General features: G+C 29.0%; 19 protein-coding genes and 1 riboswitch. Of the genes, 4 read left to right on the top strand and 15 right to left on the bottom strand.

Annotated elements, in window-relative coordinates; translation table 11 throughout:
* Positions 1-7: 7 nt before the first annotated feature.
* From epsC to MPF13_RS08790, 15 genes are all read right to left on the bottom strand, one after another.
* Positions 8-766: a serine O-acetyltransferase EpsC gene (gene epsC / locus MPF13_RS08720; RefSeq protein WP_249982097.1), complete on the bottom strand. Its 759-nt coding sequence runs from the start codon at positions 764-766 to the stop codon at positions 8-10.
* A 1-nt stretch (position 767) separates the two neighbouring features.
* On the bottom strand, positions 768-1097 hold the full coding sequence (locus MPF13_RS08725) for a 2Fe-2S iron-sulfur cluster-binding protein (RefSeq protein ID WP_249982099.1): 330 nt from the start codon (positions 1095-1097) through the stop codon (positions 768-770).
* Positions 1098-1329: 232 nt separating this feature from the next.
* Positions 1330-2385 (bottom strand): NAD(P)/FAD-dependent oxidoreductase, encoded by a 1056-nt coding sequence (locus tag MPF13_RS08730; RefSeq protein WP_249982101.1) that lies wholly within the window; start codon positions 2383-2385, stop codon positions 1330-1332.
* 82 nt (positions 2386-2467) lie between these two features.
* Positions 2468-3049, bottom strand: a complete 582-nt coding sequence (locus tag MPF13_RS08735; RefSeq protein WP_249982102.1) for a precorrin-2 dehydrogenase/sirohydrochlorin ferrochelatase family protein — start codon at positions 3047-3049, stop codon at positions 2468-2470.
* Positions 3050-3823: a uroporphyrinogen-III C-methyltransferase gene (gene cobA, locus MPF13_RS08740; RefSeq protein WP_249982105.1), complete on the bottom strand. Its 774-nt coding sequence runs from the start codon at positions 3821-3823 to the stop codon at positions 3050-3052.
* 10 nt (positions 3824-3833) lie between these two features.
* Positions 3834-5927, bottom strand: coding sequence for a ferredoxin-like domain-containing protein (locus tag MPF13_RS08745; protein WP_249982107.1), 2094 nt, complete (start codon positions 5925-5927; stop codon positions 3834-3836).
* 46 nt (positions 5928-5973) lie between these two features.
* Positions 5974-7221 (bottom strand): sulfate adenylyltransferase subunit 1, encoded by a 1248-nt coding sequence (locus MPF13_RS08750; protein ID WP_249982109.1) that lies wholly within the window; start codon positions 7219-7221, stop codon positions 5974-5976.
* A gap of 113 nt (positions 7222-7334) precedes the next feature.
* On the bottom strand, positions 7335-8240 hold the full coding sequence (gene cysD, locus MPF13_RS08755; protein WP_249982111.1) for a sulfate adenylyltransferase subunit CysD: 906 nt from the start codon (positions 8238-8240) through the stop codon (positions 7335-7337).
* A 10-nt stretch (positions 8241-8250) separates the two neighbouring features.
* Positions 8251-8865: a phosphoadenosine phosphosulfate reductase domain-containing protein gene (locus MPF13_RS08760; protein ID WP_249982113.1), complete on the bottom strand. Its 615-nt coding sequence runs from the start codon at positions 8863-8865 to the stop codon at positions 8251-8253.
* On the bottom strand, positions 8865-9128 hold the full coding sequence (locus MPF13_RS08765; protein WP_249982115.1) for a DUF2061 domain-containing protein: 264 nt from the start codon (positions 9126-9128) through the stop codon (positions 8865-8867). Before MPF13_RS08765 ends, MPF13_RS08760 begins: the two co-directional genes overlap by 1 nt.
* A 217-nt stretch (positions 9129-9345) precedes the next feature.
* A complete protein-coding gene (locus MPF13_RS08770) occupies positions 9346-9759 on the bottom strand; it encodes an RrF2 family transcriptional regulator (protein ID WP_249982117.1) in 414 nt (137 codons plus the stop codon).
* Between the two features lie 86 nt (positions 9760-9845).
* Positions 9846-11051: a polysaccharide lyase family 7 protein gene (locus tag MPF13_RS08775; protein WP_249982119.1), complete on the bottom strand. Its 1206-nt coding sequence runs from the start codon at positions 11049-11051 to the stop codon at positions 9846-9848.
* Between the two features lie 146 nt (positions 11052-11197).
* Positions 11198-12364, bottom strand: a complete 1167-nt coding sequence (locus MPF13_RS08780) for a trans-sulfuration enzyme family protein (protein WP_249982121.1) — start codon at positions 12362-12364, stop codon at positions 11198-11200.
* Positions 12365-12439: 75 nt separating this feature from the next.
* Positions 12440-15841, bottom strand: a complete 3402-nt coding sequence (thrA, locus tag MPF13_RS08785; protein ID WP_249982123.1) for a bifunctional aspartate kinase/homoserine dehydrogenase I — start codon at positions 15839-15841, stop codon at positions 12440-12442.
* Between the two features lie 98 nt (positions 15842-15939).
* Entirely contained in the window at positions 15940-17214 is a 1275-nt protein-coding gene (locus MPF13_RS08790; protein WP_249982125.1) for an O-acetylhomoserine aminocarboxypropyltransferase/cysteine synthase family protein, read from the bottom strand.
* A gap of 118 nt (positions 17215-17332) precedes the next feature.
* A riboswitch (SAM riboswitch) is annotated at positions 17333-17457 on the bottom strand.
* A gap of 355 nt (positions 17458-17812) precedes the next feature.
* On the opposite strand from MPF13_RS08790, the gene metK reads away from it, so the two are divergent.
* The 4 genes from metK (at position 17813) to MPF13_RS08810 (ending at position 25268) form a co-directional block, all read left to right on the top strand.
* Positions 17813-19069, top strand: coding sequence for a methionine adenosyltransferase (gene metK / locus MPF13_RS08795; RefSeq protein ID WP_249982126.1), 1257 nt, complete (start codon positions 17813-17815; stop codon positions 19067-19069).
* 252 nt (positions 19070-19321) lie between these two features.
* Positions 19322-21703 (top strand): polysaccharide lyase 6 family protein, encoded by a 2382-nt coding sequence (locus MPF13_RS08800; RefSeq protein WP_249982128.1) that lies wholly within the window; start codon positions 19322-19324, stop codon positions 21701-21703.
* A 10-nt stretch (positions 21704-21713) separates the two neighbouring features.
* Entirely contained in the window at positions 21714-22784 is a 1071-nt protein-coding gene (locus MPF13_RS08805; protein ID WP_249982130.1) for a heparin lyase I family protein, read from the top strand.
* A gap of 180 nt (positions 22785-22964) precedes the next feature.
* A complete protein-coding gene (locus MPF13_RS08810) occupies positions 22965-25268 on the top strand; it encodes a chondroitinase-B domain-containing protein (RefSeq protein WP_249982132.1) in 2304 nt (767 codons plus the stop codon).
* The last annotated feature ends 96 nt before the right edge of the window (positions 25269-25364 follow it).

Consider the following 25364-nt stretch of genomic DNA (forward strand, 5'->3'; position numbering starts at 1 on the left):
ATATTTTTTAATTTCTTTTTTGAAAAATATTATTTTCTGATTGTACTGTAACTACAGAGTTTTTAGGAATAGATTCTGTTATACAAACATTGGCTCCAATAACTGATTTTTCTCCTATTACTACATCTCCTCCTAAAATAGTTGCATTTGCATAAATAACAACCCCTTTTTCTATGGTTGGATGTCTTTTTGTTGATGCTAAACTCTTTTTAACTTGAATTCCTCCTAAAGTAACTCCTTGAAAAATTTGAACATCACTTTTAATAACTGTAGTTTCTCCAATTACAATACCAGTTGCATGATCTATAAAAAATGAATCTCCTATTTCTGCTCCTGGATGAATATCTGTACCTGTTACACCATGAGCAAATTCACTCATCATTCTTGGTAATACAGGTATTTCTTGTTTTAACAATTGATGACTTAAACGATGAACAGCAATAGCATAAAAACCTGGATATGCTAAATATATTTCTTCTAAACTTTTAGCTGCAGGATCATTTTTTTCTGCTGCCAAAGCATCTAAATCTAATCTTTGTCTTATATAAAGATGAGAGCTTTCGAACTCACTCCATAATTCTTCTCCATTCTTAATTGATAATCTATCAAGAATTTTTAAAAAATCGAGTTTTGTTTTTGCCCCACTTTGTTTTAAATGGGTTTCATCAAACAAATTATTTATTAATTGTCTAGTAAAACTACTTACTGCATCTCTTAAACACATGCTATAGTTTTTTAACGTTACAATTTGTTCAACTTCTTTCATTTTATACTTCTGGTGCTAATTCTACTTCTAACCCATCCATTTCAGGTGTCATTTGAATTTGACAACCTAATCTACTATTATCTTCTACATTAAATGCTTCTGCTAACATAGCATCTTCATCATCTGACATTTCTGGTAATTCGTGTTCTGATTTAACGTAACATTGACAAGAAGCACACATAGCCATTCCACCACAAATACCAATGGTTCCTTCTTCTGCTAATTCGTAAGAACGAACAACTTCCATCAAATTCATTGCCATGTCTGTTGGTGCTACCACTTCATGTGTTTCACCATTTCTGTCTGTTATTTTAATATTGATGTCTTGCATCTATCTATTTTTCTTTATTTATACTGTCTGCAAATTTATACAAACCTAACAAATTTACACTTAGATTGTTCTTAAATAAACAAGAAAGCCTTTAAGGTTTAAATTCGCAATTGATTGCAATAGCTATTAGTTTCAGACAAGTTTAGCCCAGATTGAAGCATTTGTTTGAGCTCTTTTTGCTTTTTGGAGCAAAAAAACGAGTGCTGAAAGCTGGAAATAGCTTCTTAAAAAACTACTGAATTGCCTTTACTACTGCTTTTGGTGCTTCTTTTTTAGTTCCATCAAAGCCTTCTACACCTCCAACAGTTGTATATTTCATTACATATTTCTTGTCTGGAAAGATTCTTTTATAGGCACTTTGACACATTAAAGTAGCTTCGTGGAAACCACAAAGAATTAACTTTAATTTTCCTGGATATGTATTTACATCTCCAATTGCATAAATTCCTGGAACATTTGTTTGATAATCTAAAGCGTTGTTTACTTTAATGGCATTTTTTTCTATTTCTAATCCCCAATTTGCAATTGGACCTAATTTAGGTGATAAACCAAATAAAGGAATAAAGTGATCTGTATCTATTATAAAAGCGTCTTCGCCTTTTTTCTCTACAGCAACACCAGTAACTTTATCTGTACCTATTATACCTTTTACTTCTGCAGGAGTTATGATATTAATTTTCCCTAAATTCTTTAATTCTTGTGCTTTTTCTACAGAATCTAAAGCTCCTCTAAACTCATTTCTTCTATGAATTAAAGTTACTTCTGAAGCTACATCTGATAAGAAAATTGCCCAATCTAAAGCAGAGTCTCCTCCTCCAGAAATTACTACTTTTTTATCTCTGTATAATTCTGGTTCTTTAATTATATACTCTACACCTTTATCTTCAAAATCTGCAATATTTGGAATTAATGGTTTTCTTGGTTCAAAAGACCCTAAACCACCAGCAATTGCAACAACTTTAGCATGATGCTTTGTTCCTTTATTTGTTGTTACAATAAACGTACCATCACCTTGCTTGTCTATAGTATCTGCTCTTTCTCCTAAAGTAAAACCTGGTTCAAATTGTTTTATTTGTTCCATTAATTTATGCGTTAAATCTCCTGCTAAAATTTCTGGATATGCAGGAATATCATAAATTGGTTTCTTTGGATAAATTTCTGAACATTGTCCACCAGGTTGTGGCAATGCATCAATTAAATGGCATTTTAATTTTAATAAACCAGCTTCAAAAACTGTGAATAAACCTGTTGGTCCTGCTCCAATAATTAGTATATCTGTTGTAATCATTTTATTTAAAATTTGTCAATTTGAGATTTCTCGATACATTTTTTTCATTCTTCAAAAAACACTCGAAATGACAGTTATACTTCTATTTTTTATTTTCTACTAAACTTTTTGTAAACTCGTTTAGTTTTTCAACTTTGTCCTCAAAATCTCCTTTAAGGGTTTCTCTATATTTATTTAAATTCTTTACTAAATCGTCTATATTATTCGGAATTACTTCTTCGAAAAATTGACGTAATCTTTTGGCAGTTGTTGGTGATTTACCGTTTGTAGAAATGGCTATTTTTACATTTCCTTTGGTAACAATACCTCCCATATAAAAATCGCAATATGGTGGATTATCAGCAACATTTACCAATACATTTCTTTCTTTACAATCTTTGTAAACTTGTATATTTACTTCAACATTGTCTGTTGTTGCAATTACAATATCTTTATTTTTTAAATGAATATTTTTATATTCATCATGAACTAATTGAACATTAAAACCTTTTACTTTTTCTAAAGTTTCGTCTCTAAAAAAAGGAGCAACCATTGTTACTTTAGAATTAGGACTGGATTTTAATAAAAAAGATAATTTTTCTAGCGCAACAAATCCTCCTCCAACAATTAGTATTTCTAATTGTTTAGTTTTTAAAAAAATAGGATATAATTCGTTTTGCTCCATTTATTTATCTTTTAATCTATTTGCAAATTGATTTTGTATATCTAGAATTGCTTGACGATGTTTTACAACTTCACCTAAAACAATAATTGCAGGGTTTTTTAAATCTTTTTCTGCAACAATACTCTCTATAGTATCAACAGTTCCAATACCAACTTTTTCTCTTGGTGTTGTTCCTCTTTGAATAATTGCAACTGGCAAATTATTTTTTCCTTCTGCTTGAAATAATTTTACAATTTGTGGCAACTTACTCATACCCATTAAAACAACCACAGTTGCATTAGATTTTGCAGCCAATTCAATATCATTAGATATTTTATGCTCTTTTGTTGTACCTGTAATTACCCAAAAACTTTCTGCACTACCACGTTTTGTTAATGGAATATTTTGATAAGCTGCAACAGCTAATGATGATGAAATACCAGGAACAACTGCTGTTTCTAATCCGTTATTTGCTGCAAACTCCATTTCTTCTGCACCTCTACCAAAAATAAAAGGATCTCCACCTTTTAAACGAACTACATGTCCTTTAGATTTTGCTCTTTCTACAATTAACTCGTTTATTTGCTCTTGTTGATATTTATAACAACCTCTTCGTTTTCCTACAAAAATTTGTTCGGCATCTGGGTTTATATAATCTAACAATTCTTCATTTACCAAAGCATCAAACAAAACCACATCTGCAGCTCTTAAAACCTTAATGGCTTTTACCGTGATTAAATCTACATCTCCAGGTCCAGCTCCAACAACTGTTAACTTTGGTGTTTTTAAACTCATTTTTTATTGTTTAATTAGCAATTGCAGTTTCTGCTTCTCTGTATGCTCTTACTTTTTGTAAAAACTCGTTAGCATCATTTATATATTTTTCTGCAAATTCTTTCGTTGGTGCAAACTTATTAATTTGATAAATTAAATCAGTAAAAGAAGTTGATAATTCTATTTTTCCTGTAGCAACAAATAATTCATCGAATTGAGAAATAATACCAGCATGTGTATTTGTTTTCTTGTTTTCTGCTAATAATGATGCTTTTGCTGAATTAACAATAGATTGATATGTATAATAAATAGAACCTGAATAAACTCCATTATTAAAAGCTTCTTTAGCATTATCTATCTTTTCTTCACTTTCAAAAAACAACGTAGCAATTAAATCTATAACTACACCAGCACATTCTCCAATACCAATTTCTTTAACGTATTTTTCTGTTTCTCCCCAATCAATAAAATCTTCTTGAGTTAAATTAGATACATCTTGTAAATCGTTTAAGAAATCATAAAAGTATTTTTCTCCTTTTTCTTTGTAATACTCTACAAATTGTTTTCCGTTTGAATTTGCTTCAAAATCATTTAATATTCTACGTAAAGCTTCAGGACCTCTTTTACTTGGTACTTTTACAACTTTGTCTGCAAATACCCCATTTCCATCTCCTAAATTTCCACCACCTAATAAAACTTGTAAAGCAGGTGCAACTAATTTGTCTGGAGTTCTAACAGTCATTCCTTGAAAACCAATATTTGCCATATTATGTTGCCCACAAGCATTCATACATCCACTAATCTTAATAATAAGATCTTCGTTTTTTAAATATTGAGGATATTCTGCTGCTATTACTTTTTCTAATTCTACAGAAATACCTGTACTACTTGCAATACCTAAATTACAAGTATCTGTACCAGGACAAGCTGTAATATCTACTGCTTTATTGTAACCTGCTTCTACAAAACCAAGTTTTTCTAATTCTTGATAAAATAATGGAACTAAGTCTTCTTTTACAAAAGGAATTACAATATTCTGACGTAATGTTAATCTAATTTCACCAGCAGCATAAGTATCTACTAAATCTGCTAACAATCTTGCTTTGTCAGTATAAAAATCTCCTAATAAAACTTTAATACCAATAGCAACATAACCTTCTTGTTTTTGAGGAATAATATTAGTTGATTTCCATAAATCAAATGCTTGTTGATCTTTAATTTCAACTTTCGGTGCTTCAACAGAAACTGGAGTTGATGGTACATATGCATCTGCATCAATTGCAACAGTTTTTAATTCTATTGCTTTTTGCTCTTGCTCTATTAAATCTCTAAAAGCCTCTAAACCGATATCTTTTAATAAAAATTTCATTCTAGCTTTGGCTCTACTTTTACGCTCACCATATCTATCAAAAATTCTTAAAACACCTTCCATTACTGGAATTATTTTGTCTGAAGGTAAAAACTCATATAAAGTTTCTGCATGTCTTGGTTGAGATCCTAACCCTCCTGCAACCATTACTTTAAAACCTCTAACACCATCTTGTATTTTAGCAATATATCCTAAATCGTGTAAATAAGACAAACCTGTATCTTCATCTGTAGATGAAAAAGAAACTTTGAATTTACGTCCCATTTCTTGACAAATTGGGTTACGTAAAAAGAACTTATACAATGCATCTGCATAAGGAGAAACATCAAAAGGTTCGTTTACATCTATACCTGCAGTTTCTGATGCAGTAACGTTTCTTACCACATTACCACAAGCTTCTCTTAAAGTTACATCATCTCTTTCTAATTCTGCCCATAACTCTGGAGTTCTATTTAAATCGACATAATGAATTTGAATATCTTGACGTGTTGTAATGTGTAATCTTCCTCTAGAATATTCATCAGAAACTTCAGAAATTCTACGTAATTGATTACTCATTACTTTACCATAAGGAAGTTTTATACGAATCATTTGTACACCTTCTTGACGTTGACCGTAAACTCCTCTAGCTAAACGTAAGCTTCTAAATTTTTCTTCATCTATTTGTAGATTATTGAATGCTGCAATTTTATCTGCTAATTCAATAATGTCTTTTTCTACAACAGGATTTTCTATTTCTGTTCTAAAACTCTGCATGGTATTATATTGGTTGTGGTGGTTGTGTTGTTGGTTGAGAATTGGTTTATTTTATGAAACCAACTCCTACTGTATTATTTGTTTTTGGATTAATTAAAATAAATGATCCATTTGATTTATTGTCTTTGTAAGAATCAAAAGCTAGTGGTTTGCTTAACTTTAATTGAATCTCACCAATTTGGTTTAATTTTAATTCTGATGGATTCTCTTCTACTCCAGAAAAATCTGTTTTAATAATGCTATTTAACTGTGTAATTTTTGCTTGTGCATCATTTACACCATGTTTAATATAATATTTTTGAGAAGCCAACAAAGGTTCTTTATCCATCCAACAAATTTTAGCTTCTAATTGTTTTGCTATAATTGGTTCTTCAGATACTTTTACTAACATATCTCCTCTACTTACATTTACATTATCTTCTAAAGTAATTGTAACAGAACTACCTCTTTTTGCTGTTTTAAACTCTTTATCAAAAAAGTTAATCGCTTTAATTTTAGACTTTGTTTGCGATGGTAAAATTGCTACTTCATCTCCAACAGATAAATCTCCTCCATAAATTTTACCTGCATAACCTCTAAAATCGTGATATTCTTCTGTTTTAGGTCTAATTACAGTTTGTACAGGAAAACGCGTTTGAGATACTTCATTAATATCTTCTGGCTCTAATCTTTCTAAATGATGCATTAAAGTTTCTCCTTTATACCAAGGAGTGTTTTCAGATTTATCAACAACATTATCACCTTGTAAAGCAGATAATGGAATGAATGTTAAATTCTGACTTTCATATCCACTTTTACTAGCTAAATATTCGATTTCACCTTTAATTGCATTAAATTTTTCTTCAGAAAAATCTACCAAATCCATTTTATTTACTGCAATTACTACATCTTTAATTCTTAATAAATTATTGATAAAAAAGTGTCTATACGTTTGTTCTACAACTCCGTTTCTAGCATCAATTAAAACAATAGATGCTTGTGCAGTAGAAGCACCAGTTACCATATTTCTTGTATATTCTATATGACCTGGAGTATCTGCAATAATGAAACTTTTTGATGGTGTAGAAAAATAAATATGTGCTACATCAATTGTAATTCCTTGTTCTCTTTCTGCCACTAATCCATCAGTTGCTAAAGAAAAATCTAAATAATCAAATCCTCTTTGACGACTTTTTTCTTCTATGGCTTCTAATTTATCATCAGTTAGTGATTTTGTATCGTATAAAATACGACCAATTAAGGTACTTTTACCATCATCTACACTACCTGCTGTTGCTATTTTTAATACTTTCATCTTATTAGCTGTTCGCTATTAGCCTTTGGCTTTTAGCTTAGTTTGTAATCTTTTTAATTTTAGCTAAAGGCTATTGCCAAAAGCTTAATACTAAAAATTTTTAAAATTAATTTTTAGAAATACCCTTGTTGTTTTCTTTTTTCCATTGCAGCTTCAGAACGTTTATCATCTATTCTTGCACCTCTTTCTGATATGGAAGAATCTCTAATTTCTTCTACCACTTTTGCAATATCTACTGCTTCAGATAATACAGCAGCTGTACAACTCATATCTCCAACAGTTCTAAAACGAACCATTCTTTCTTCTACAACTTCTTCTTTATCTCTATAAACAACTTCGTCATCTGCAGACCAAATCATTCCATCTCTAACAAAAACTTTTCTTTTATGAGCGAAATAGATTGAAGGAATTTCTATTGCTTCTTGCTCTATATAAGACCAAACATCTAATTCTGTCCAGTTAGAAATAGGAAAAACACGAACATTTTGCCCTAAATCTATCTTACCATTTAACATATCAAAAACTTCTGGACGTTGGTTTTTTTCATCCCATTGCCCAAAATCATCTCTAACAGAAAAAATTCTTTCTTTTGCTCTTGCTTTTTCTTCATCTCTTCTTGCTCCTCCAATACATGCATCAAAACCAAATTCTTCAATTGCATCTAATAAAGTTTCTGTTTGCAACATATTTCTACTTGCATATCTACCAGTTTCTTCTTTAACTCTTCCTGAATCTATATTGTCTTGAACATTTCTTACGATTAATTCAACACCCAATTCTTTTACAAGTCTATCTCTAAACTCGATAGTTTCTGGAAAGTTATGACCAGTATCTATATGCATAAAAGGAAAAGGAATTTTAGCAGGGTAAAACGCTTTTTGCGCTAAACGAACTAAAGTTATACTGTCTTTTCCTCCAGAAAACAATAACACAGGTTTTTCAAACTGAGCTACTACTTCTCTAAAAATATAAATTGCTTCGCTTTCTAAAGCATCTACTTGTATTGTTGTCTGACTCATGTCTTATATTTTAAATATGTAAACCACATTCGCGGTTACTTTCTACTTTTGTTGGATCGAAATAAGTGAACTCATTAGGTAAATTTGCTTCTTCTAAATAAGCATCTAATTGTTTATCTGTATAATTATAAAAAGGACTTACTTTAATAATACCATCTTTACTTTGCGAAACAACATTTATACTATTTCTAAAAGCTGTTTGTCCTTTTCTTAAGTTTGTAAACCAAACATCTGGTTGATGCTCTTTCATTGCTCTTGCAAAAGGCTCTAACTTTACTTGCTCTGTAAAAAGCACATGTTTTGGATCATCTATAGATGGTACTCCTAAAACTACATTTCTATGTGCAGCAGTTTGTTTTGGAGTATATAATTGAATATTTAAATTCAGTTTTTCTATAATTTCTTCAGCATGTTTATAGGTTTGAACTGTATTATAACCAGTATCACACCAAATTACTTTAATGTCTTTTTGTATATCTGTTACAGCTTTTAATATTGCTACTTCATATGGTCTGAAGTTTGTTGTAATAACTGGGTTATTACTTAAAGAAATAGCCCAAGCAATAATTTCTGCTGGACTTTTACCTTCTAAATCTTTGTTTATTTTATCTAAATCTAGGTTCATTATTTTCCCCATTTTATTTTGTTCCAAATTCTTTCATGAAAAAAGTATAAAACTAATTTTGTTAAAAAATCTACAGAAGCAATAGATGTTGCTAATGCAATTTCACCTGTTAAGATGTACGAAACAACTAATGTATCTATTGTTCCTACAACTCTCCAGCTTAACGCTTTTACAACACTACGTAAAGGTTTTTCAGATTTCTTATCTTCTTCGAAACCTTTACTTTGTGTTTTTTTGCTAAAAATGATTTGGTTTAAAATCATAAAAAAAAATTAATTCAAATAATTACCCTACTACTTTAATAGGGTATGCAAACATACATCAAATTTATATACGAAGTCGAGAATATTTCTTAAAAATTACTTAAACCCTATAGATTTAGTAGATTAATAAAAAAAGTGCATAATTTTTATGAATTATAAACTACTAAAAGGATTTAGTAATTAATATTAATCATTAAGTAGAAAAATAAAAAGTAATCTAGCAATTACAAAGGTCTGCTAATGTAGTGTTTCTGAAGATTTGCAAAGAACTATCTCTAACCTCTGCCATTAATTTATGAACTGCACAAGCATTCTCATCTGGACAATCTTCGCATTTTTCATAAAAGTTTAAACTTACACATGGTATCATAGAAATAGGTCCTTCTAAAATTCTCATAACATCTGTCATTTGAATTTCGTTTGGTTCTTTTAATAAATAATAACCTCCTCCTTTTCCTTTTTTTGAAGCTAAAAAACCATTTTTTTTAAGTGTTAAGAGTATACTTTCTAAAAATTTTAATGAAATATTTTCACTTTTAGAAATTGTAGCTATTTGTACAGGAGTTTTATCTTCTAGTCTAGCTAGATAAGTTAGTGCCTTAATTCCGTATTTTGTTTTTTTAGATAGCATTAAACAAATTTACACAATTAAATACAATTACCATAGTAAAGAAGTAGGATAAACTTTCTATAGAAATTTTAATTTAAAATCTTTTATTAATTTGTAGAATGACTTTTGTTAAGAGCATAAAAAGTTACCTGTGCATAATCGTCAGCATCTCCAGTTTTATTTGCTTGATAAATACCAGCTTTAAAATACATGTATTGTCCACCAACATTAAAACCACTATTTGTCATATCAACAGTTTTAACAACATCATCTTTTCCTTCTCTTGATACAGTGAAGGTTAAAATATTACCAACTACTTTAATTGAATAACTAAATTTTTCATCAAGAGCAATTCCATCAGTAGGATTTGATGCAGTGTTACTTCTAGACCCAATAACTTCATACCATTGTTCAGCTCCATTACCATCTGTAGGTTCATGTGCAAAATAAATAGAACCTAAAGTATTTCCATTTAATTTTCTATAATAAACACGAATAGGTTCATCATTATTAGCATGAATTTGACCAATAATCAATCTACCTACATGACTACTGTCACCAGTTGTAGTTACATGATTTACTGCAAGAGTTGCATTCATTTCTCCATCAAAACCAGCTGCTGCTGCAATATCTGAAGTAGGAGAAGTACCAAAAACCCAATTATTTTTATTTACACCTTGAGTACCTATACTAGTATCTGTGCCTCTTAGCATTTCACGTAATTCTACTCTAGTGTAAGTTGTATTTGCTGAAGTTTTATACCCATCAATTGGGCATTTAAACACCATACCTCCATCTTCTGCTGTATAAAAATACTTACTATTCTGGTAACCATTATTAATTTCACTTACAGAAATAGTTTTAGAAAAACCACTTCCATTATTTTCTGGAGTATTTAATTTCCATGTAGATAAATCAAAATTTTCTGAAGGCGGTTTATTTGGATCTAAATCTCCAGAACTTTCTTCTCTAGCTGCTTGTGTAATTGTTAAGGTTTTTGACAGATTTCCTCCATTTACAGTAATTGATCCTGTTCGTTTTTCATAAACCGAGTTTCTAGCTACTGTAATTTCTATAGTTGCATTATTAGTTCCATATCTTGGTGTAATTGAAATCCAATCTCCCTCAACATCTGTATACCAATACATATTTGCTGTAATGTTTACAGTTTGTGTTTCTTGATATGCAGAAAACTCATTAACTTTTGTTAGCTCTAAAATTTCTGTCAACTCTACTTCAGGTTCGCTAGAACCACAGGCAGATAAAGACATTAATAATACACTAAGAAAAAGTAATTTGTAGGCATTTTTCATAAGATAATTTATAACTTAATAATTGAGTTTTTAAAAATACAAAATTGGTTAACCAATTTACGGTATTTTTAAATAAAATTATTATTTATAGAATTAAAAACAGTACAACAGCTATATCACTAAGAAAAATCAATAGTTAAATTAAACTATTTTTTTAAAGCCTGACTTAAATCTTCAATAATATCATTAGCATTTTCTAAACCAACAGAAACACGCACCAAACCATTTGTAATACCAACTTCTAATCTATCTTCTTCCGATAAACGTCCATGAGTTGTAGATGATGGATGTGTTACAATTGTTCTGGTATCTCCTAAATTGGCAGATAAAGAACACATTTTAATTTTGTCTAAGAATTTTCTACCAGCATCAATTCCTCCTTTAATTTCAAAGGCAACAATGTTTCCTCCCAATTTCATTTGGTTTTTAGCAACTTCATGTTGACGATGAGATTTTAGAAAAGGATATTTAACCAACTCTACATTTTCATTTTCTTCTAAAAACTCAGCGACTTTTAATGCATTTTCGCAATGTTTTTCTACTCTTAATGATAAAGTTTCTAAACTTTTAGACAATACCCAAGCATTAAAAGGAGACATTGCTGGACCAGTATTTCTAGCAAATAAATAGATTTCTCTTAACAAATCTGCTCTACCAACTGTAACTCCACCTAAAACTCTTCCTTGACCATCCATTAATTTTGTAGCAGAATGAATTACTAAATCTGCTCCAAAGGTAATTGGTTGCTGAATGTAAGGTGTTGCAAAGCAATTATCTACAATAAAAATAAGATTGTGTTTTTTTGCAATTTTACCAATTCTATCTAAATCTAAAATATCTACTGCTGGATTTGTTGGAGTTTCTATATAAAGGACTTTGGTATTTTCTTTAATTAAACTTTCTACCAAATCTACCTCATCAACCTTAAAATAAGAAGTTTCAATATTCCATTTTGGTAAATAATTGGTAAACATACCATGTGTAGAACCAAAAACAGATCTACAAGAAACTATATGATCTCCTGCACTTAATAAAGCTGCAAATGAAGAAAAAATAGCGGCCATTCCTGTTGCAAAAGCATAACCAGCTTCTGCACCTTCCATAGCAACAACTTTATTTACAAATTCTGTTGTATTAGGATTTGTAAATCTACTATATAAGTTACGTTCTTTTTCTTCTGCGAAGGATGAACGCATGTCTTCTGCATCATCAAACACAAAACTTGATGTTAAATATAAAGGTGTAGAATGCTCAGAAAACTGTGTTCTTTCAGTTTGACTTCTTATGGCTTCTGTTTCGAAATGTTTGCTCATTATTATGGTTTTTGGTTGATGGTTTCTGGTTGATGGTTTTTACTAATAACCAACAACTAAAAACTAAAAACCTTTTTAGTTGTTATGTTTTGCTAATCTTAATATGTCTCCAAAAACTCCTCTTGCAGTTACACTTGCACCTGCACCTGCTCCTTGAATTACAATGGGTTGTTCTCCATAAGATTCTGTATAAATTTCAAAAATTGCATCAGAACCTTTTAAAGAACCTAAAGGTGTACTTTCTTCTGTGGAAACTAATTTCACTTCTAATTTTCCTTTATTTTTTGATAAATCTCCACTTAATTCACCAATATAACGTAAAACATGATTTGGCTCTTGGTTTTCTTTTATAGATTGATATTCATCATTCAATAATTCTAATTTCCCTAAGAAATCATCTACAGAACCATCTCTTAAATTTTCTGGAATTAAATTTTTAATTTCAACCTCATCAAATTCATTTTCTAACTCTAATTCTCTTGCCAAAATTAGTAATTTTCTGGCAACATCATTTCCTCCTAAATCTTCTCTTGGATCTGGCTCTGTAAATCCTTTGTCTATTGCTTCTTTTAATATTTCTGAAAAAGGTGCATCTTTTACAGAAAAATTATTAAATAAATAACTTAAACTTCCAGAAAAAACACCTCTAATTTTAGTAATATTTTCTCCAGACTCATGTAATAAACGAATGGTATCAATTAAAGGTAAACCTGCACCAACATTAGTTTCATACAAATATTGTTTTTTATATTCTTTTAATTTTGCTCTTACTTCTTTATAAAAATCAAAAGACAAGGTATTTGCAATTTTATTACATGAAACTAAATCGAAACCTGCTTCTATAAATTGAATATAATTACCAACAAAATTTACACTTGCAGTATTATCTACAGCAATTAAGTTTTCGAAATGATTTTCTTTTGCAAACGCAATGATATCATTAACAGATGCATTTTCATCACCATTTTCTAATAAATTTTGTTTCCAATTTTTAGAAACTCCATCTTTATTCAATAATACTTTTTTAGAATTTGCTACCGCAAAAACATTTAGTTGTAATTTTCTTCTTTCTAAAACAGATTGTGTGTTTTCAATTATCTGATCTATTAAAGTTCCTCCAACTAAACCTTTTCCAAAAATGGCAATATTAATTTTCTTTGTAACTCCAAATACTTGTCCATGAATTACATTTACTGCTTTATGTAACTCATTCTTTTTAACAACCAAACTTACATTTTTACCTGTAACTGTATTGTTAAATAAAACAGGTATAATTTGGTTTTTTATTAAGGCATTATATGGGTGATGAAATTCGCTTAAATCTTGACCTATTATAGAAATTACTGAAACATTGTTTACAACAGAAATCTGATTTACATCTTGAGCATAAAAGTCATTTTCAAACTCTTTTTCTAAAGCTGCTACTGCTTCATCTGCATTAATTGCATCTATAATTAACCCTATTCCTCTTTCAGAAGAACCTTGTGCAATAATACTTACACTTATATTTTTATCACTTAAAGCTTTAAAAATTCTTGCATCAACACCAACTTTACCAAGTAAACCTCTACCTTCAAAATTTAACAACGCAACATCATCTATTGTAGAAATAGATTTAATTCCTTTTGTTGAAGATTCTGATGTAATTAAGGTTCCTTTATCATCTTTATTAAACGTATTTAATATTCTAAGATTGATATTTTTCTCTAGTAATGGAATAATGGTTTTTGCATGTAAAATAGTTGCTCCAAAATTGGCCAATTCATTTGCTTCTGAATAAGAAAGTTGTTCAATTTTTTTAGCATCAGCAACCAAATCTGGATTTGCAGTGTAAATTCCACTTACATGTGTATAATTTTGCAACTCATCTGCATCTAAATAATTTGCTAATAAAGCTGCAGTATAATTACTACCATTTCTTCCTAAAGTTGTGGTTTCTCCCTTTTTATTTGAAGCAATAAACCCTGTTACAACATTTATAGAATTGTTATTATTTTTAAAATAAGCAACTACATTTTCTTTAGAAACTGCAGTTATAGGTTGCGCATTTCCAAAATTTTCATCGGTAATAATTAAAGAACGAGAATCTACAGAATTAGCTGAAATGTTTTCTTTTTCTAACAAACTTGCTACCAGTTTTACTGATAACAATTCTCCTTGTGCTAAAACTTCATCTTTAATTTTCTGACTGTAATCTCCCAACAAAGAAACTCCTTCAAAAATGGTTTCTAATTTTGAAAATTCTTCAGAAAAATCTACTTTTCTATTAGGTTCTTGCTGATATTCTTTAAACTCTTCAAACTTTGATTTATAAGCAGTTTTTGCTGCTGCATTTTGCAATATAGATTCTAACTCGTTGGTAGAATTACCTCTTGCAGAAGCAACCACAGTAATTTTTTCACCGCTTTTATATTTGCTTGCTATAATTTCTATAGCATTTTCTAAGCCTTTACCATTGGCTAAAGATTTACCTCCAAACTTTAAAACTTTCATCTTCTTTTCTCTGTAATCTTTATTAAAAATTGGTTCAATAATTTTTTGTAATTGATCATATTCCATTAAAAATGCATCATGACCATGAACCGAATTTATTTCATTATAAGTAACATTATCTTTTGTTAATGCTATTTTTTTCTGTGTTTCTCTATTTTCTTCAGCCGTAAAAAACAAATCTGAATCCACACCAATCACATGAATATTAGCTTCAATTTTATCTAATATTTCATCTGATTTTTTACCTCCTATTGTTACATCAATTGTTTTTAATAATTGATTCATTAATTTATAAGACGATAATTGATAGCGTTCTTGCAAGGATTTACCATGGTGCAACAACCAACTTTCTACATCAAAAATATCTGAATCTTCTTTTTTAGAACGATGAAAACGCTCTTTAAAAGACTCTGGTGTTCTATAGCACAACATTGCATGCATTCTTGCATCATGAACTGGATTGCTAGAATTTACCAAAAATTGTTCTTGAATTTGACAATTGGCAATTAACCAATCTGTAGATTTCCAATCGGTTGCAATTGGTAAAAAATGCTGCGTTAATTTGTTATTTAAAACCATCATTTCCCAAGCAATTCCACCACCTAAAGAACCTCCAATTAATGCAAATAATTTATCTATTTTTAATTCTTGCAATCCTTGTAAAAAAATTCTTGCAATATCTCTGGCTATAAAATCTTTATAATTATCAATTAAAAATCCATCAAAACCATTACCAGGAATATTAAAGGATAAAATGGTATACACATCTGTATTGATAGCTTTATTTTTACCAACAATATCTTGCCACCAACCTTTTTCACCTGCAACATTTGAGTTACCAGTTAATGCGTGATTGATTAAAACCACAGGAGCAGTTCCTAATTTTTGACCAAATTCTTGATAACTTAAATTTAGTTCAGAAATTAAAACACCAACCTCGGTTGTAAAATTTTTAATTTTAATATGTTGTAATAAATCTTTCAATTTTGACAATATTTTTTGTCTGTTAAAAGCGCAGTTGAGAACTTTTAATTTACGAAAAGTTATTTAAAACTTTCAACTGCGCTCAAAGAGACATTTATTTATATTTCTGAAAAAGCGGCTTTTAAATCTGCTTTTAAATCTTCTATATTTTCTATACCAACAGACAATCTAATTAAATCTTGACTAACACCAGCACTTTCTTGCTGATTTTCATCTAATTGTTGATGCGTTGTACTAGAAGGATGAATAATTAATGACTTCGTATCTCCAATATTAGCTAATAAAGAAAATACTTTTGTTTTATCTGCTATTGTTTTTGCTGCTTCAAAACCACCTTTTGGTCCAAAAGTTACAATTCCACTTTGTCCATTTGGTAAATATTTATCAGCCAAATCTTTGTATTTACTACTTTCTAAACCAGGATAATTTACCCAAGCAACTTCTTCTTGCGCTTCTAACCATTTGGCTAATTCTAATGCATTTTTAGAATGTTGTTGAATTCTAACAGGTAAAGTTTCTAAACCTTGAATGATATTAAATGCATTAGTAGGACTTAAAGCACCACCAAAATCACGTAATCCTTCTAAAATTAATTTAAAAGTATAAGACGCTGCCCCTAAAGCTTCATGATATTTTAAACCATGATAACCAGCAGAAGGTTCTGTAAATTCTGGGAATTTTCCATTTGCCCAATTAAAAGTTCCTGCATCTATAATTGCACCTCCTAATGAAGTTCCTTGACCACCAATATATTTTGTTAACGAGTGAATTACAATATTTGCCCCATGTTTAATTGGGTTTAATAAAGCTGGAGTTGCTACAGTATTATCTACAATAAAAGGAACTTCTGCTGCTTTAGAATGTGCTGCAATTGCTTCTAAATCTAAAACATCTAACTTCGGATTTCCTAAAGACTCTACAAAAAATGCCCTTGTATTATCTTGAACTGCATCTGCAAAATTATCTGGGTTAGAAGCATCTACAAACGTTGTTGTAATTCCGAATCTTGGTAAAGTAACACTTAATAAATTATAAGTACCACCATACAAACTACTAGAAGCAACAATATGATCTCCTGCTTTTAATAAAGTTAACAAACCTGTAGAAATTGCTGCTGTTCCAGAAGCAAAAACAACGGCTCCAATACCACCTTCTACAGCTGCTAAACGATCTTGTAATATTTGATTTGTTGGGTTATTTAAACGTGTATAAATAAATCCTAATTCTTTTAATGAAAAAAGATTTGCTGCATGCTCTGAATTATCAAAAACATATGAAGATGTTTGATAAATAGGAACTGCTCTTGTACCTGCATTTTGAGTTACATCATGACCTGCATGTAATGCATTTGTTGCTAATTTGTGTGTGCTCATTTTTCTATATTTTTAGTTAATAATTAAACCAAAAGTCAAATGCATCAAAATTTTTGATGTACTTACTAGAAAAATGTTATTAAGAATTATACAAGTACACGAATGTGTATTTGTTTCTGGGTTATCTATCCAATTTCTGATAAATGAATCTGAAATTAAGTAGAATTTAGCACCTTCTTTTCCTCTTGAAAAGGGTTGCTAAGGCTTCAACGGGTCTAATCCCTCCACCTTTCTTGATAACATTTCAATAAGTTATTGAACTTTGTGAATGCAAATATATGTTCAGAAAAATTTAAAATCCAAGAAAAAATGAATTTATTTTTTTTAGATTATTAAAATCCTATTAAAAACATCCTTTAAATACTTATCAAATAAATTAGAAATTATAAGTTGCTATTTATTGATGATATCATAATTAAATATTATTGTAAAAAGTTATGTTATTTAGATTTATAGTGTAACTTTGCAAAGAATTTAGAGGAAAAATTTGAACTGATTGCAACCTCATAAAAAAAATGCTAAAGCAGTAATTTCCTACTACTTTTCGCGACCAATGCAATCTCTTTTCATTTTTCAATAATTAAAAAGAAGATTTATTATGTCATATTTATTTACCTCAGAAAGCGTTTCTGAAGGACACCCAGATAAGATTGCAGATCAAATATCTGATGCTTTAATTGATAATTTTTTAGCTTTCGACAAATCTAGTAAAGTTGCTTGTGAAACTTTAGTAACTACTGGTCAAGTTGTATTAGCTGGTGAAGTAAAATCTAAAACATACTTAGATGTACAAAAAATTGCTAGAGATGTAATTAACAAAATTGGTTACACAAAAGGAGAATATATGTTTGATGGTAATTCTTGTGGAGTTTTATCTGCAATTCATGAGCAATCTCCAGATATTAACCAAGGAGTTGACAGAGCAAAACCAGAAGATCAAGGTGCAGGAGACCAAGGTATGATGTTTGGTTACGCTACTGATGAAACAGAAAACTACATGCCTTTAGCATTAGAATTATCTCACAGATTATTAATAGAACTTGCAGAATTAAGAAGAGAAAACAACGAAATTTCTTACTTAAGACCAGATGCTAAATCCCAAGTAACTATTGAGTATTCTGATGATAATGTTCCTCAAAGAATTGATGCGATTGTTATTTCTACTCAACATGATGATTTTGATGCTTCTGAAGAAGTAATGCTTGCAAAAATTAAAAAAGATATTGTAGAAATTTTAATTCCTAGAGTAGTTGCCAAATTACCTGCTCATCTTCAACAATTATTTACTTCAGAAATTACATATCATATAAATCCAACAGGAATTTTTGTAATTGGAGGACCTCATGGAGATGCTGGTTTAACTGGAAGAAAAATTATTGTTGATACTTATGGAGGTAAAGGAGCTCATGGTGGTGGTGCTTTTTCAGGAAAAGACCCTAGTAAAGTTGATAGATCTGGAGCTTATGCAACAAGACATATTGCTAAAAATTTAGTTGCTGCAGGACTTTGTAAAGAAGTTTTAGTACAAGTTTCTTATGCAATTGGTGTTGCAAAACCAACGAGTATTAATGTAGATACTTATGGAACTTCTACAGTTGATTTAACAGATGGAGAAATCAGTAAAATTGTAGAATCTATTTTTGATATGCGTCCTTATTTTATAGAACAACGATTAAAACTAAGATCTCCTATTTATTCTGAAACAGCAGCATATGGACATATGGGAAGAACTCCAGAAGTAAAAACTGTAACTTTTACAAACCCAATGGGAGAAACTGTTTCTGAAGAAGTTGAAACGTTTACTTGGGAAAAACTAGATTATGTAAATAAAGTAAAACAAGCTTTTAAACTTTAAAATAATAAACACATAAATTATAGCCTTTAGATTTAATAATCTAAAGGCTTTTTTTATTTTTCAACTCTTTTAATTACACCTATTTACCTACCCAAAAACATCTTCTTTTTTTATATCTTAATAAATATACGTATATTTGGTTTACCAAACTGGTTAACCAGTTTAATAACGTCAATAAAAATATACTGATTAAAATAAAATTGGTACGTTTTTTGAAATAATAATACACATTAAATAATATATCATAATATCATGAAAAAAATAACTTTACTTTTAATAGCAGTATTATGTATCACATCCATAAAAACATTTGCTCAAGAAGTTTTGGTTTCTAATATAAACGAATACAACCAAGCTATAAAAGTTGCTAAGGCAGGAGATGTTATTATATTAAAAAATGGTGTTTGGAAAGACGTAAAGTTAAATGCTTATGGAAAAGGTGAAGATGGAAACCCAATTAATATTAAAGCTGAAACTCCTGGTAAAGTGATAATATCGGGTAATTCTACTTTAAATATTTATGGTGATTATATTATTGTTAGTGGGCTTTGGTTTAAAGATGGAGACACTGAATATAAATCTGTTATTCAATTTAGAAAAGATTCTAAAACTTTTGCAAATAACTGTAGATTAACAAATTCTACAATTTCATATTTTAACACAAACACAAAATATAAAGATCATTGGGTAGATATTTGGGGTAAAAACAACAGAGTTGATCACAATAATTTTACAGGAAAAATTAGCGAAGGAACTACTCTTGTAGTTTGGTTAAAAGGAGAAGAACACGTAGAAAACAATCATAGAATAGATAATAATATATTTGGCCCAAGACCAGATTTAGGAAAAAACGGAGGAGAAACTATTAGAATTGGAACAAGTGCAAATTCTATGAAATCTTCTAAAACGTTAGTAGAAAGAAATGTTTTTGCTAATTGTGATGGAGAAATAGAAATTGTTTCTAATAAATCTTGTGATAATATTTTTAGAGACAATTTATTTATAGAAAGTAAAGGTACTTTAACTCTTAGACATGGAAATAATGCTTTAGTTGAAAGAAATGTTTTTTTAGGAAATGGCGTTTCTAAAACTGGTGGAATTAGAATTATAAACCAAGGACATATAGTTAGAAACAATTATTTAATTGGATTAACTGGAGATGGTTATAGAGGGCCAATTGTAGTTATGAACGGTGTTCCAAATTCTCCTTTAAACAGATATCATCAAGTTAAAAATGTAGATATTCAAAACAATACAATCATTAATTCTGGTCCAATTTCATTTGGAGAAGGAAAAGATGATGAAAAAACGTTAACTCCATTAACTACTAATTTTTCTAACAATTTAATTTTCAACACAAAAAAAGGAGAAGACATAATTTTTGTTGATGATGTTAGTGGAATTACTTTTAACAACAACTATATAGACTCACCAAACACAAATAACTTAAAAGGTTTTGCTGCAACCAAAATAGATTGGAAAAAAATAGGATCATTCCCAATTCCAACAGTAAATAATAATGATTTACTATCTGTAAATAAAAACAGTAAAAGTTTCGAAAAAGACATCACTAATTCGCCTAGACAAACTTTTAATGCTGGTGCATTTAATTTAGATTCTAAAAAACTACCAAAAGCCTTAAAATTAAGAGCAGGACCAGGTTGGACACCTAAAATTGTTGCTCCAATTATAAAAGCATCAGAAATTACAGTAGAACCAGGAATTGAAAACTTAAGAAAAGCTATTAGTAGTGCATCTCCTGGTTCTGTGTTAAATCTAAAAACTGGAGAATATATTTTTGAAAAAAGTATAAAAGTTTCTAAAAACATAACCATAAAGGGAGACAAAGGGGGAGCATCAATTCTTATTGCTAATAAAAACTTAAAAAAATCTTTTAGTTACTTCTTTAGAATTAATGAAGGAATTACGTTAAAAATTAATGATGTAATTATAGATGGAGAAAACTCTGAAATAAAATACGCAGTAGTATCTCCAGATGAACAAGAAAAAGGTTTATATAATTTCTATGCTGAAAACGTAACTTTTCAAAATTTTAAAAACAAAAATGGTGGTAGTATTTTTAAAGCTTACAAAGGTACAATTGCAGATACTTTAAGTTTTAAAAATTCTAGATTTTCTAACAGTTATAGAGGTTTAAATTTATCTTATGATAAAGATAACATGGGCTTTGTTAATGCCAACAATATTATAATAGACAATACTGTATTTTTAGACATTGAAGAAAACGCGATTAATTATATTAGAACAACACATTCTCCAGATATTCCTGGGGGAAATTTAATTATTACAAACTCTATTTTTAATAATGTTTACAATCAAGAAAAAGGAAAAATTATTAGAACAGATGGTATACATAAAGTAACAATTAAAAACAGTATTATAGAAAATAGTTACAAAGTTAAAACTGCTTTAAGTTTAAAAGGTAGATCTAATATTATTTCTAATTGTTTAATACATAATAGCGGATTTATAAAAATAAGTCAAAACGCAAAAAAAGAAAATATTCTTTATAAAAGTCCTAAATGGGAAGATAAACAACTATTTATTCCAAGTAAAAAATCTCCATTATTAAAAGAGAAAAATGGTATTGCAAACATTGGCTTGAAACAATAATCTCATCAGTATGAAAAATAGATTTTCACTTTTATTATACTTATTACTTTTATCTAATTTTGCTTTAGGTCAAACAGTATTAAAGGCCGATGCAAAAACTGATACCTACAGTTTAATAAATGGAGTTTTAGCAAACCCTAATAGAAGTGTTATTGAAACACCCGATTGTAATCATACAGATTTTGGAAATCATATTACACAAGCTTATGACAAGGAATTAAAAAAGGATGTTTTTTTATTTCACATTCATGTTTCTCCTGATAATGATCGTTGTAAAAAATTTGACAGACAACGAAATGAAATTAAAACATATAAAGATTCTCCTGAAAACTTAAAAGCTAATATTGGAGAAACAGTAGAATATAAATGGAAATTTAAATTACCTAAAAACTTTAAACCTTCATCTAGTTTTACACATATACATCAAATTAAAGCAGTTGGAGGACCTTATGCATCAATACCTATGATTTCTTTAACTTTAAGAAAAGGTAAACCAGATAAATTAGAATTAAGATACACTTCAACTAAAAGTCAAAAAACTTTAGATAAAGTAGATTTAAATCTATTTAAAGGAAAATGGGTTGAAGTTACTGAAATCATAAATTACGGAAATAAAGGTAGTTATGCTATAGAAATAAAAAATGTAGCAACTAAAAAAACTATTTTTAATTACAAAAATAGTCCTTTAGATACCTGGCAAGATGGAGCTGATTTTGCTAGACCAAAATGGGGTATTTATAGAAGTTTAAAAAACAAACAAGATTTACAAGATGAAATTTTAAAATATGCAGATTTTAGCATTGAAGAAATAAAAGATATTGTTTCTGTTGATGTTTTAAAAGCAAAGGCAGAAAGAATATTATTAATGTCTAACTCTTCTAAAGAAATTGTATTTAAAAATGAGAATTCTAAAAACTTTAATTTAATAGAATTTTATGACAATACTGGAAGAAAAATTTCAATTACCAATAAAATAAACAAAAACAAGTTGAATGTTTCTGGATTTTCTAAAGGACTCTATTTTTTAGTTTTTAAAAAAGATACAAAAATTATAAAAGTTCTTAAATGCTATATTAAATAATAAATTTTTATCATTATTTAATATAACTCTTAAAACCAACTGTTTATTATTAGATTAATACTAATTTAGAAAAAGATTAATTTATATAATATTTCATCAACTCAAATTAAGTACATATATTTGGTAAACCAAATTGGTTTACCAATTTTAAAAAACTCATTAATCCATTTAAAACGTTTTATGAAAAATTTATTTTTTATCATCAGTTTATTTTTAACATTAGTTTCTTGTAATCAAAAAGTTACAAACGAAATTTTTGTTAGTGATACTGCAGCTTTAGTAGAAGCAACAAAAAAAGCAAAAGCAGGTGATGTTATTGTTATTAAAAACGGAACTTACACAGACGCAAAAATTACATTTAAAGGAGAAGGTACAAAAGAAGAACCAATTATTTTAAAGGCAGAAACTCCAGGTAAAGTATTTATTGAAGGCGTTTCTAACTTAAGTATAAGTGGAAACTATTTAAAAGTTAGTGGTCTATTTTTTAGAAACGGGCATGCACCAACACAAAATGTAATTGCTTTTAGAACAAGTAAAAAAGATGTTGCAAATCACTCTAGTGTTTCAAATTGTGTAATCTTAGATTTTAACAATTTAGAAAGAGACAAAGACAATCTTTGGGTTCAATTTTATGGTAAACACAACACTTTAGAAAACTCATATTTAGCAGGTAAAACAAATGGAGGACCAACAGTAAGAGTAGATTTAAAAGGAAATCAAAGTATTAGAAACTATCATCAAATTGTAAACAATCATTTTGGTCCAAGACCAAGAAAAGGTGGAGCAAGAGGAGAAACTATACAATTAGGAAGTAGTTTTACATCTATGTCTCCAAGTAATACAACAATTGCAAATAACTTATTTGAAGAATGTAATGGTGAAGTTGAAATAATTTCAAGTAAAACAAACTTTAACATTATAAAAAATAATGTCTTTTATAAAAGTGAAGGTTCTGTAGTTACAAGACATGGAAACTATGTAACTGTAGATGGAAATTATTTTATTGGTGATGGTGTAAATGATCAATTTGGTGGTATTAGAATTATAAACACTGGTCATTGGGTAACTAACAACCTTTTTTACAAAATTAAAGGTAAAAACTTTAGAAGTCCATTAGCTATTATGAATGGTATTCCTAAATCACCATTAAACAGATACAACCAAGTTACAGATGTTGTAATTGCTTACAATACTTTTGTAGATTCAGATTCTCCATTTCAATTTGGAGTAGGTACAAACATTGCACAAGCAGCAGTTTTGCCAAAATCAGAAATTAGATCTGCAAGACCTTTAAGAACAGAAGTAGTAAACAATGTTATTTATAATTCTGTTGGTGATGCAAGTCCAATTATTGAACACGATAAAGCTGATGGTGTAACTTTTGCTAGCAATATTATAGATAATAATGGTGTCGAAATTAAAAATGCTCACGGTTTAATTACTAAAGATTTAACGTTAACAGATATTGGAACTAATATTTCTGTACCAACATCTGGTTTTAAAGATGTAGAAACATATAGTGGTTTCGACTTTGAAACTATTACTAACGATTTATTAGGAAAACCTAGAAAAAACTCAAATCAAATTGGAGCTATTTTAAGTGCAGATAATATCAATTTAAATTTATTAGACAAAACTAAATATGGTGCAGATTGGTATTCTAATGTTGTAGAACCTAAAGAAGCAACAACACATTCAGTTACTAATGTTTCAGAATTAATTTCAAAATTAAAAGAAGCAGCAAGTGGAGATATAATTGAATTAAATGATGGTTCTTACAAATTATCAGAATCTTTAATAGTTAACAAACCAATTACTATTCAATCTAAAGGAAAAGCTGAAATTCTATATACAGGTGCTGCAAATACACCAGCAATAGCTTTACATCCTTATGGTAAATTAACTTTAAACAACATTTCATTAAAAGGAACAAAAACTCAATTTGCTTTTGCTAGCTTAAAAGAGAATATGTTTAATCATTTTGGTTTAGAAGTAATAGATTCAGAAATCAGCAATTTTAACTATGCATTAAAAGTTTATAAACAATCTTTTTCTGAAGAAATTACTTTTACAAATACGGCAATTTCTAATTGTGAAAACGGAATTGAATTGTCTGAAGAAACTAATGACAGAGGAGATTATAATACAGAATATTTAACGATAGATAATTGTCAGTTTACAAACGTTAAACAAAACGTGATTGATTATTATAGAGGTGGTTATGATGAATCTACAATTGGTGGTAACTTATTAGTAAAAAACTCAACATTTACTAACTCAGGAGCTGCTGAAAAAAATGGATTGTTAATTAACCATAGAGGTATAGTAAATGTATCTTTAAAAGATAATACCTTTAAAAACAACAGCGTTAAATTGGTTGCTTTACTTTGGGGAGCAAAAAACAATACAGAGACTAATAATACAATTTTAAATTCAGGAAAAATTAAAACTGAAGAAAATTTGAAACAAAAGTTAATGTATTAACAACACAACTAACAAAAAATCAAACCTGCAAAATTTAATTTTTGTAGGTTTTTTTTTGCTTTAAAGTCAATATAACTAAGTATTCTGTAATAATAC

Source organism: Polaribacter sp. Z022 (assembly GCF_023555495.1).
Taxonomy (GTDB): domain Bacteria; phylum Bacteroidota; class Bacteroidia; order Flavobacteriales; family Flavobacteriaceae; genus Polaribacter.

Bases quoted from the DNA above. Each gene is read 5' to 3' on its own strand.
- epsC (WP_249982097.1), bottom strand. From the start codon at position 766: ATGAAAGAAGTTGAACAAATTGTAACGTTAAAAAACTATAGCATGTGT.
- MPF13_RS08725 (WP_249982099.1), bottom strand. From the start codon at position 1,097: ATGCAAGACATCAATATTAAAATAACAGACAGAAATGGTGAAACACAT.
- MPF13_RS08730 (WP_249982101.1), bottom strand. From the start codon at position 2,385: ATGATTACAACAGATATACTAATTATTGGAGCAGGACCAACAGGTTTA.
- MPF13_RS08735 (WP_249982102.1), bottom strand. From the start codon at position 3,049: ATGGAGCAAAACGAATTATATCCTATTTTTTTAAAAACTAAACAATTA.
- cobA (WP_249982105.1), bottom strand. From the start codon at position 3,823: ATGAGTTTAAAAACACCAAAGTTAACAGTTGTTGGAGCTGGACCTGGA.
- MPF13_RS08745 (WP_249982107.1), bottom strand. From the start codon at position 5,927: ATGCAGAGTTTTAGAACAGAAATAGAAAATCCTGTTGTAGAAAAAGAC.
- MPF13_RS08750 (WP_249982109.1), bottom strand. From the start codon at position 7,221: ATGAAAGTATTAAAAATAGCAACAGCAGGTAGTGTAGATGATGGTAAA.
- cysD (WP_249982111.1), bottom strand. From the start codon at position 8,240: ATGAGTCAGACAACAATACAAGTAGATGCTTTAGAAAGCGAAGCAATT.
- MPF13_RS08760 (WP_249982113.1), bottom strand. From the start codon at position 8,865: ATGAACCTAGATTTAGATAAAATAAACAAAGATTTAGAAGGTAAAAGT.
- MPF13_RS08765 (WP_249982115.1), bottom strand. From the start codon at position 9,128: ATGATTTTAAACCAAATCATTTTTAGCAAAAAAACACAAAGTAAAGGT.
- MPF13_RS08770 (WP_249982117.1), bottom strand. From the start codon at position 9,759: ATGCTATCTAAAAAAACAAAATACGGAATTAAGGCACTAACTTATCTA.
- MPF13_RS08775 (WP_249982119.1), bottom strand. From the start codon at position 11,051: ATGAAAAATGCCTACAAATTACTTTTTCTTAGTGTATTATTAATGTCT.
- MPF13_RS08780 (WP_249982121.1), bottom strand. From the start codon at position 12,364: ATGAGCAAACATTTCGAAACAGAAGCCATAAGAAGTCAAACTGAAAGA.
- MPF13_RS08790 (WP_249982125.1), bottom strand. From the start codon at position 17,214: ATGAGCACACACAAATTAGCAACAAATGCATTACATGCAGGTCATGAT.
- metK (WP_249982126.1), top strand. From the start codon at position 17,813: ATGTCATATTTATTTACCTCAGAAAGCGTTTCTGAAGGACACCCAGAT.
- MPF13_RS08800 (WP_249982128.1), top strand. From the start codon at position 19,322: ATGAAAAAAATAACTTTACTTTTAATAGCAGTATTATGTATCACATCC.
- MPF13_RS08805 (WP_249982130.1), top strand. From the start codon at position 21,714: ATGAAAAATAGATTTTCACTTTTATTATACTTATTACTTTTATCTAAT.
- MPF13_RS08810 (WP_249982132.1), top strand. From the start codon at position 22,965: ATGAAAAATTTATTTTTTATCATCAGTTTATTTTTAACATTAGTTTCT.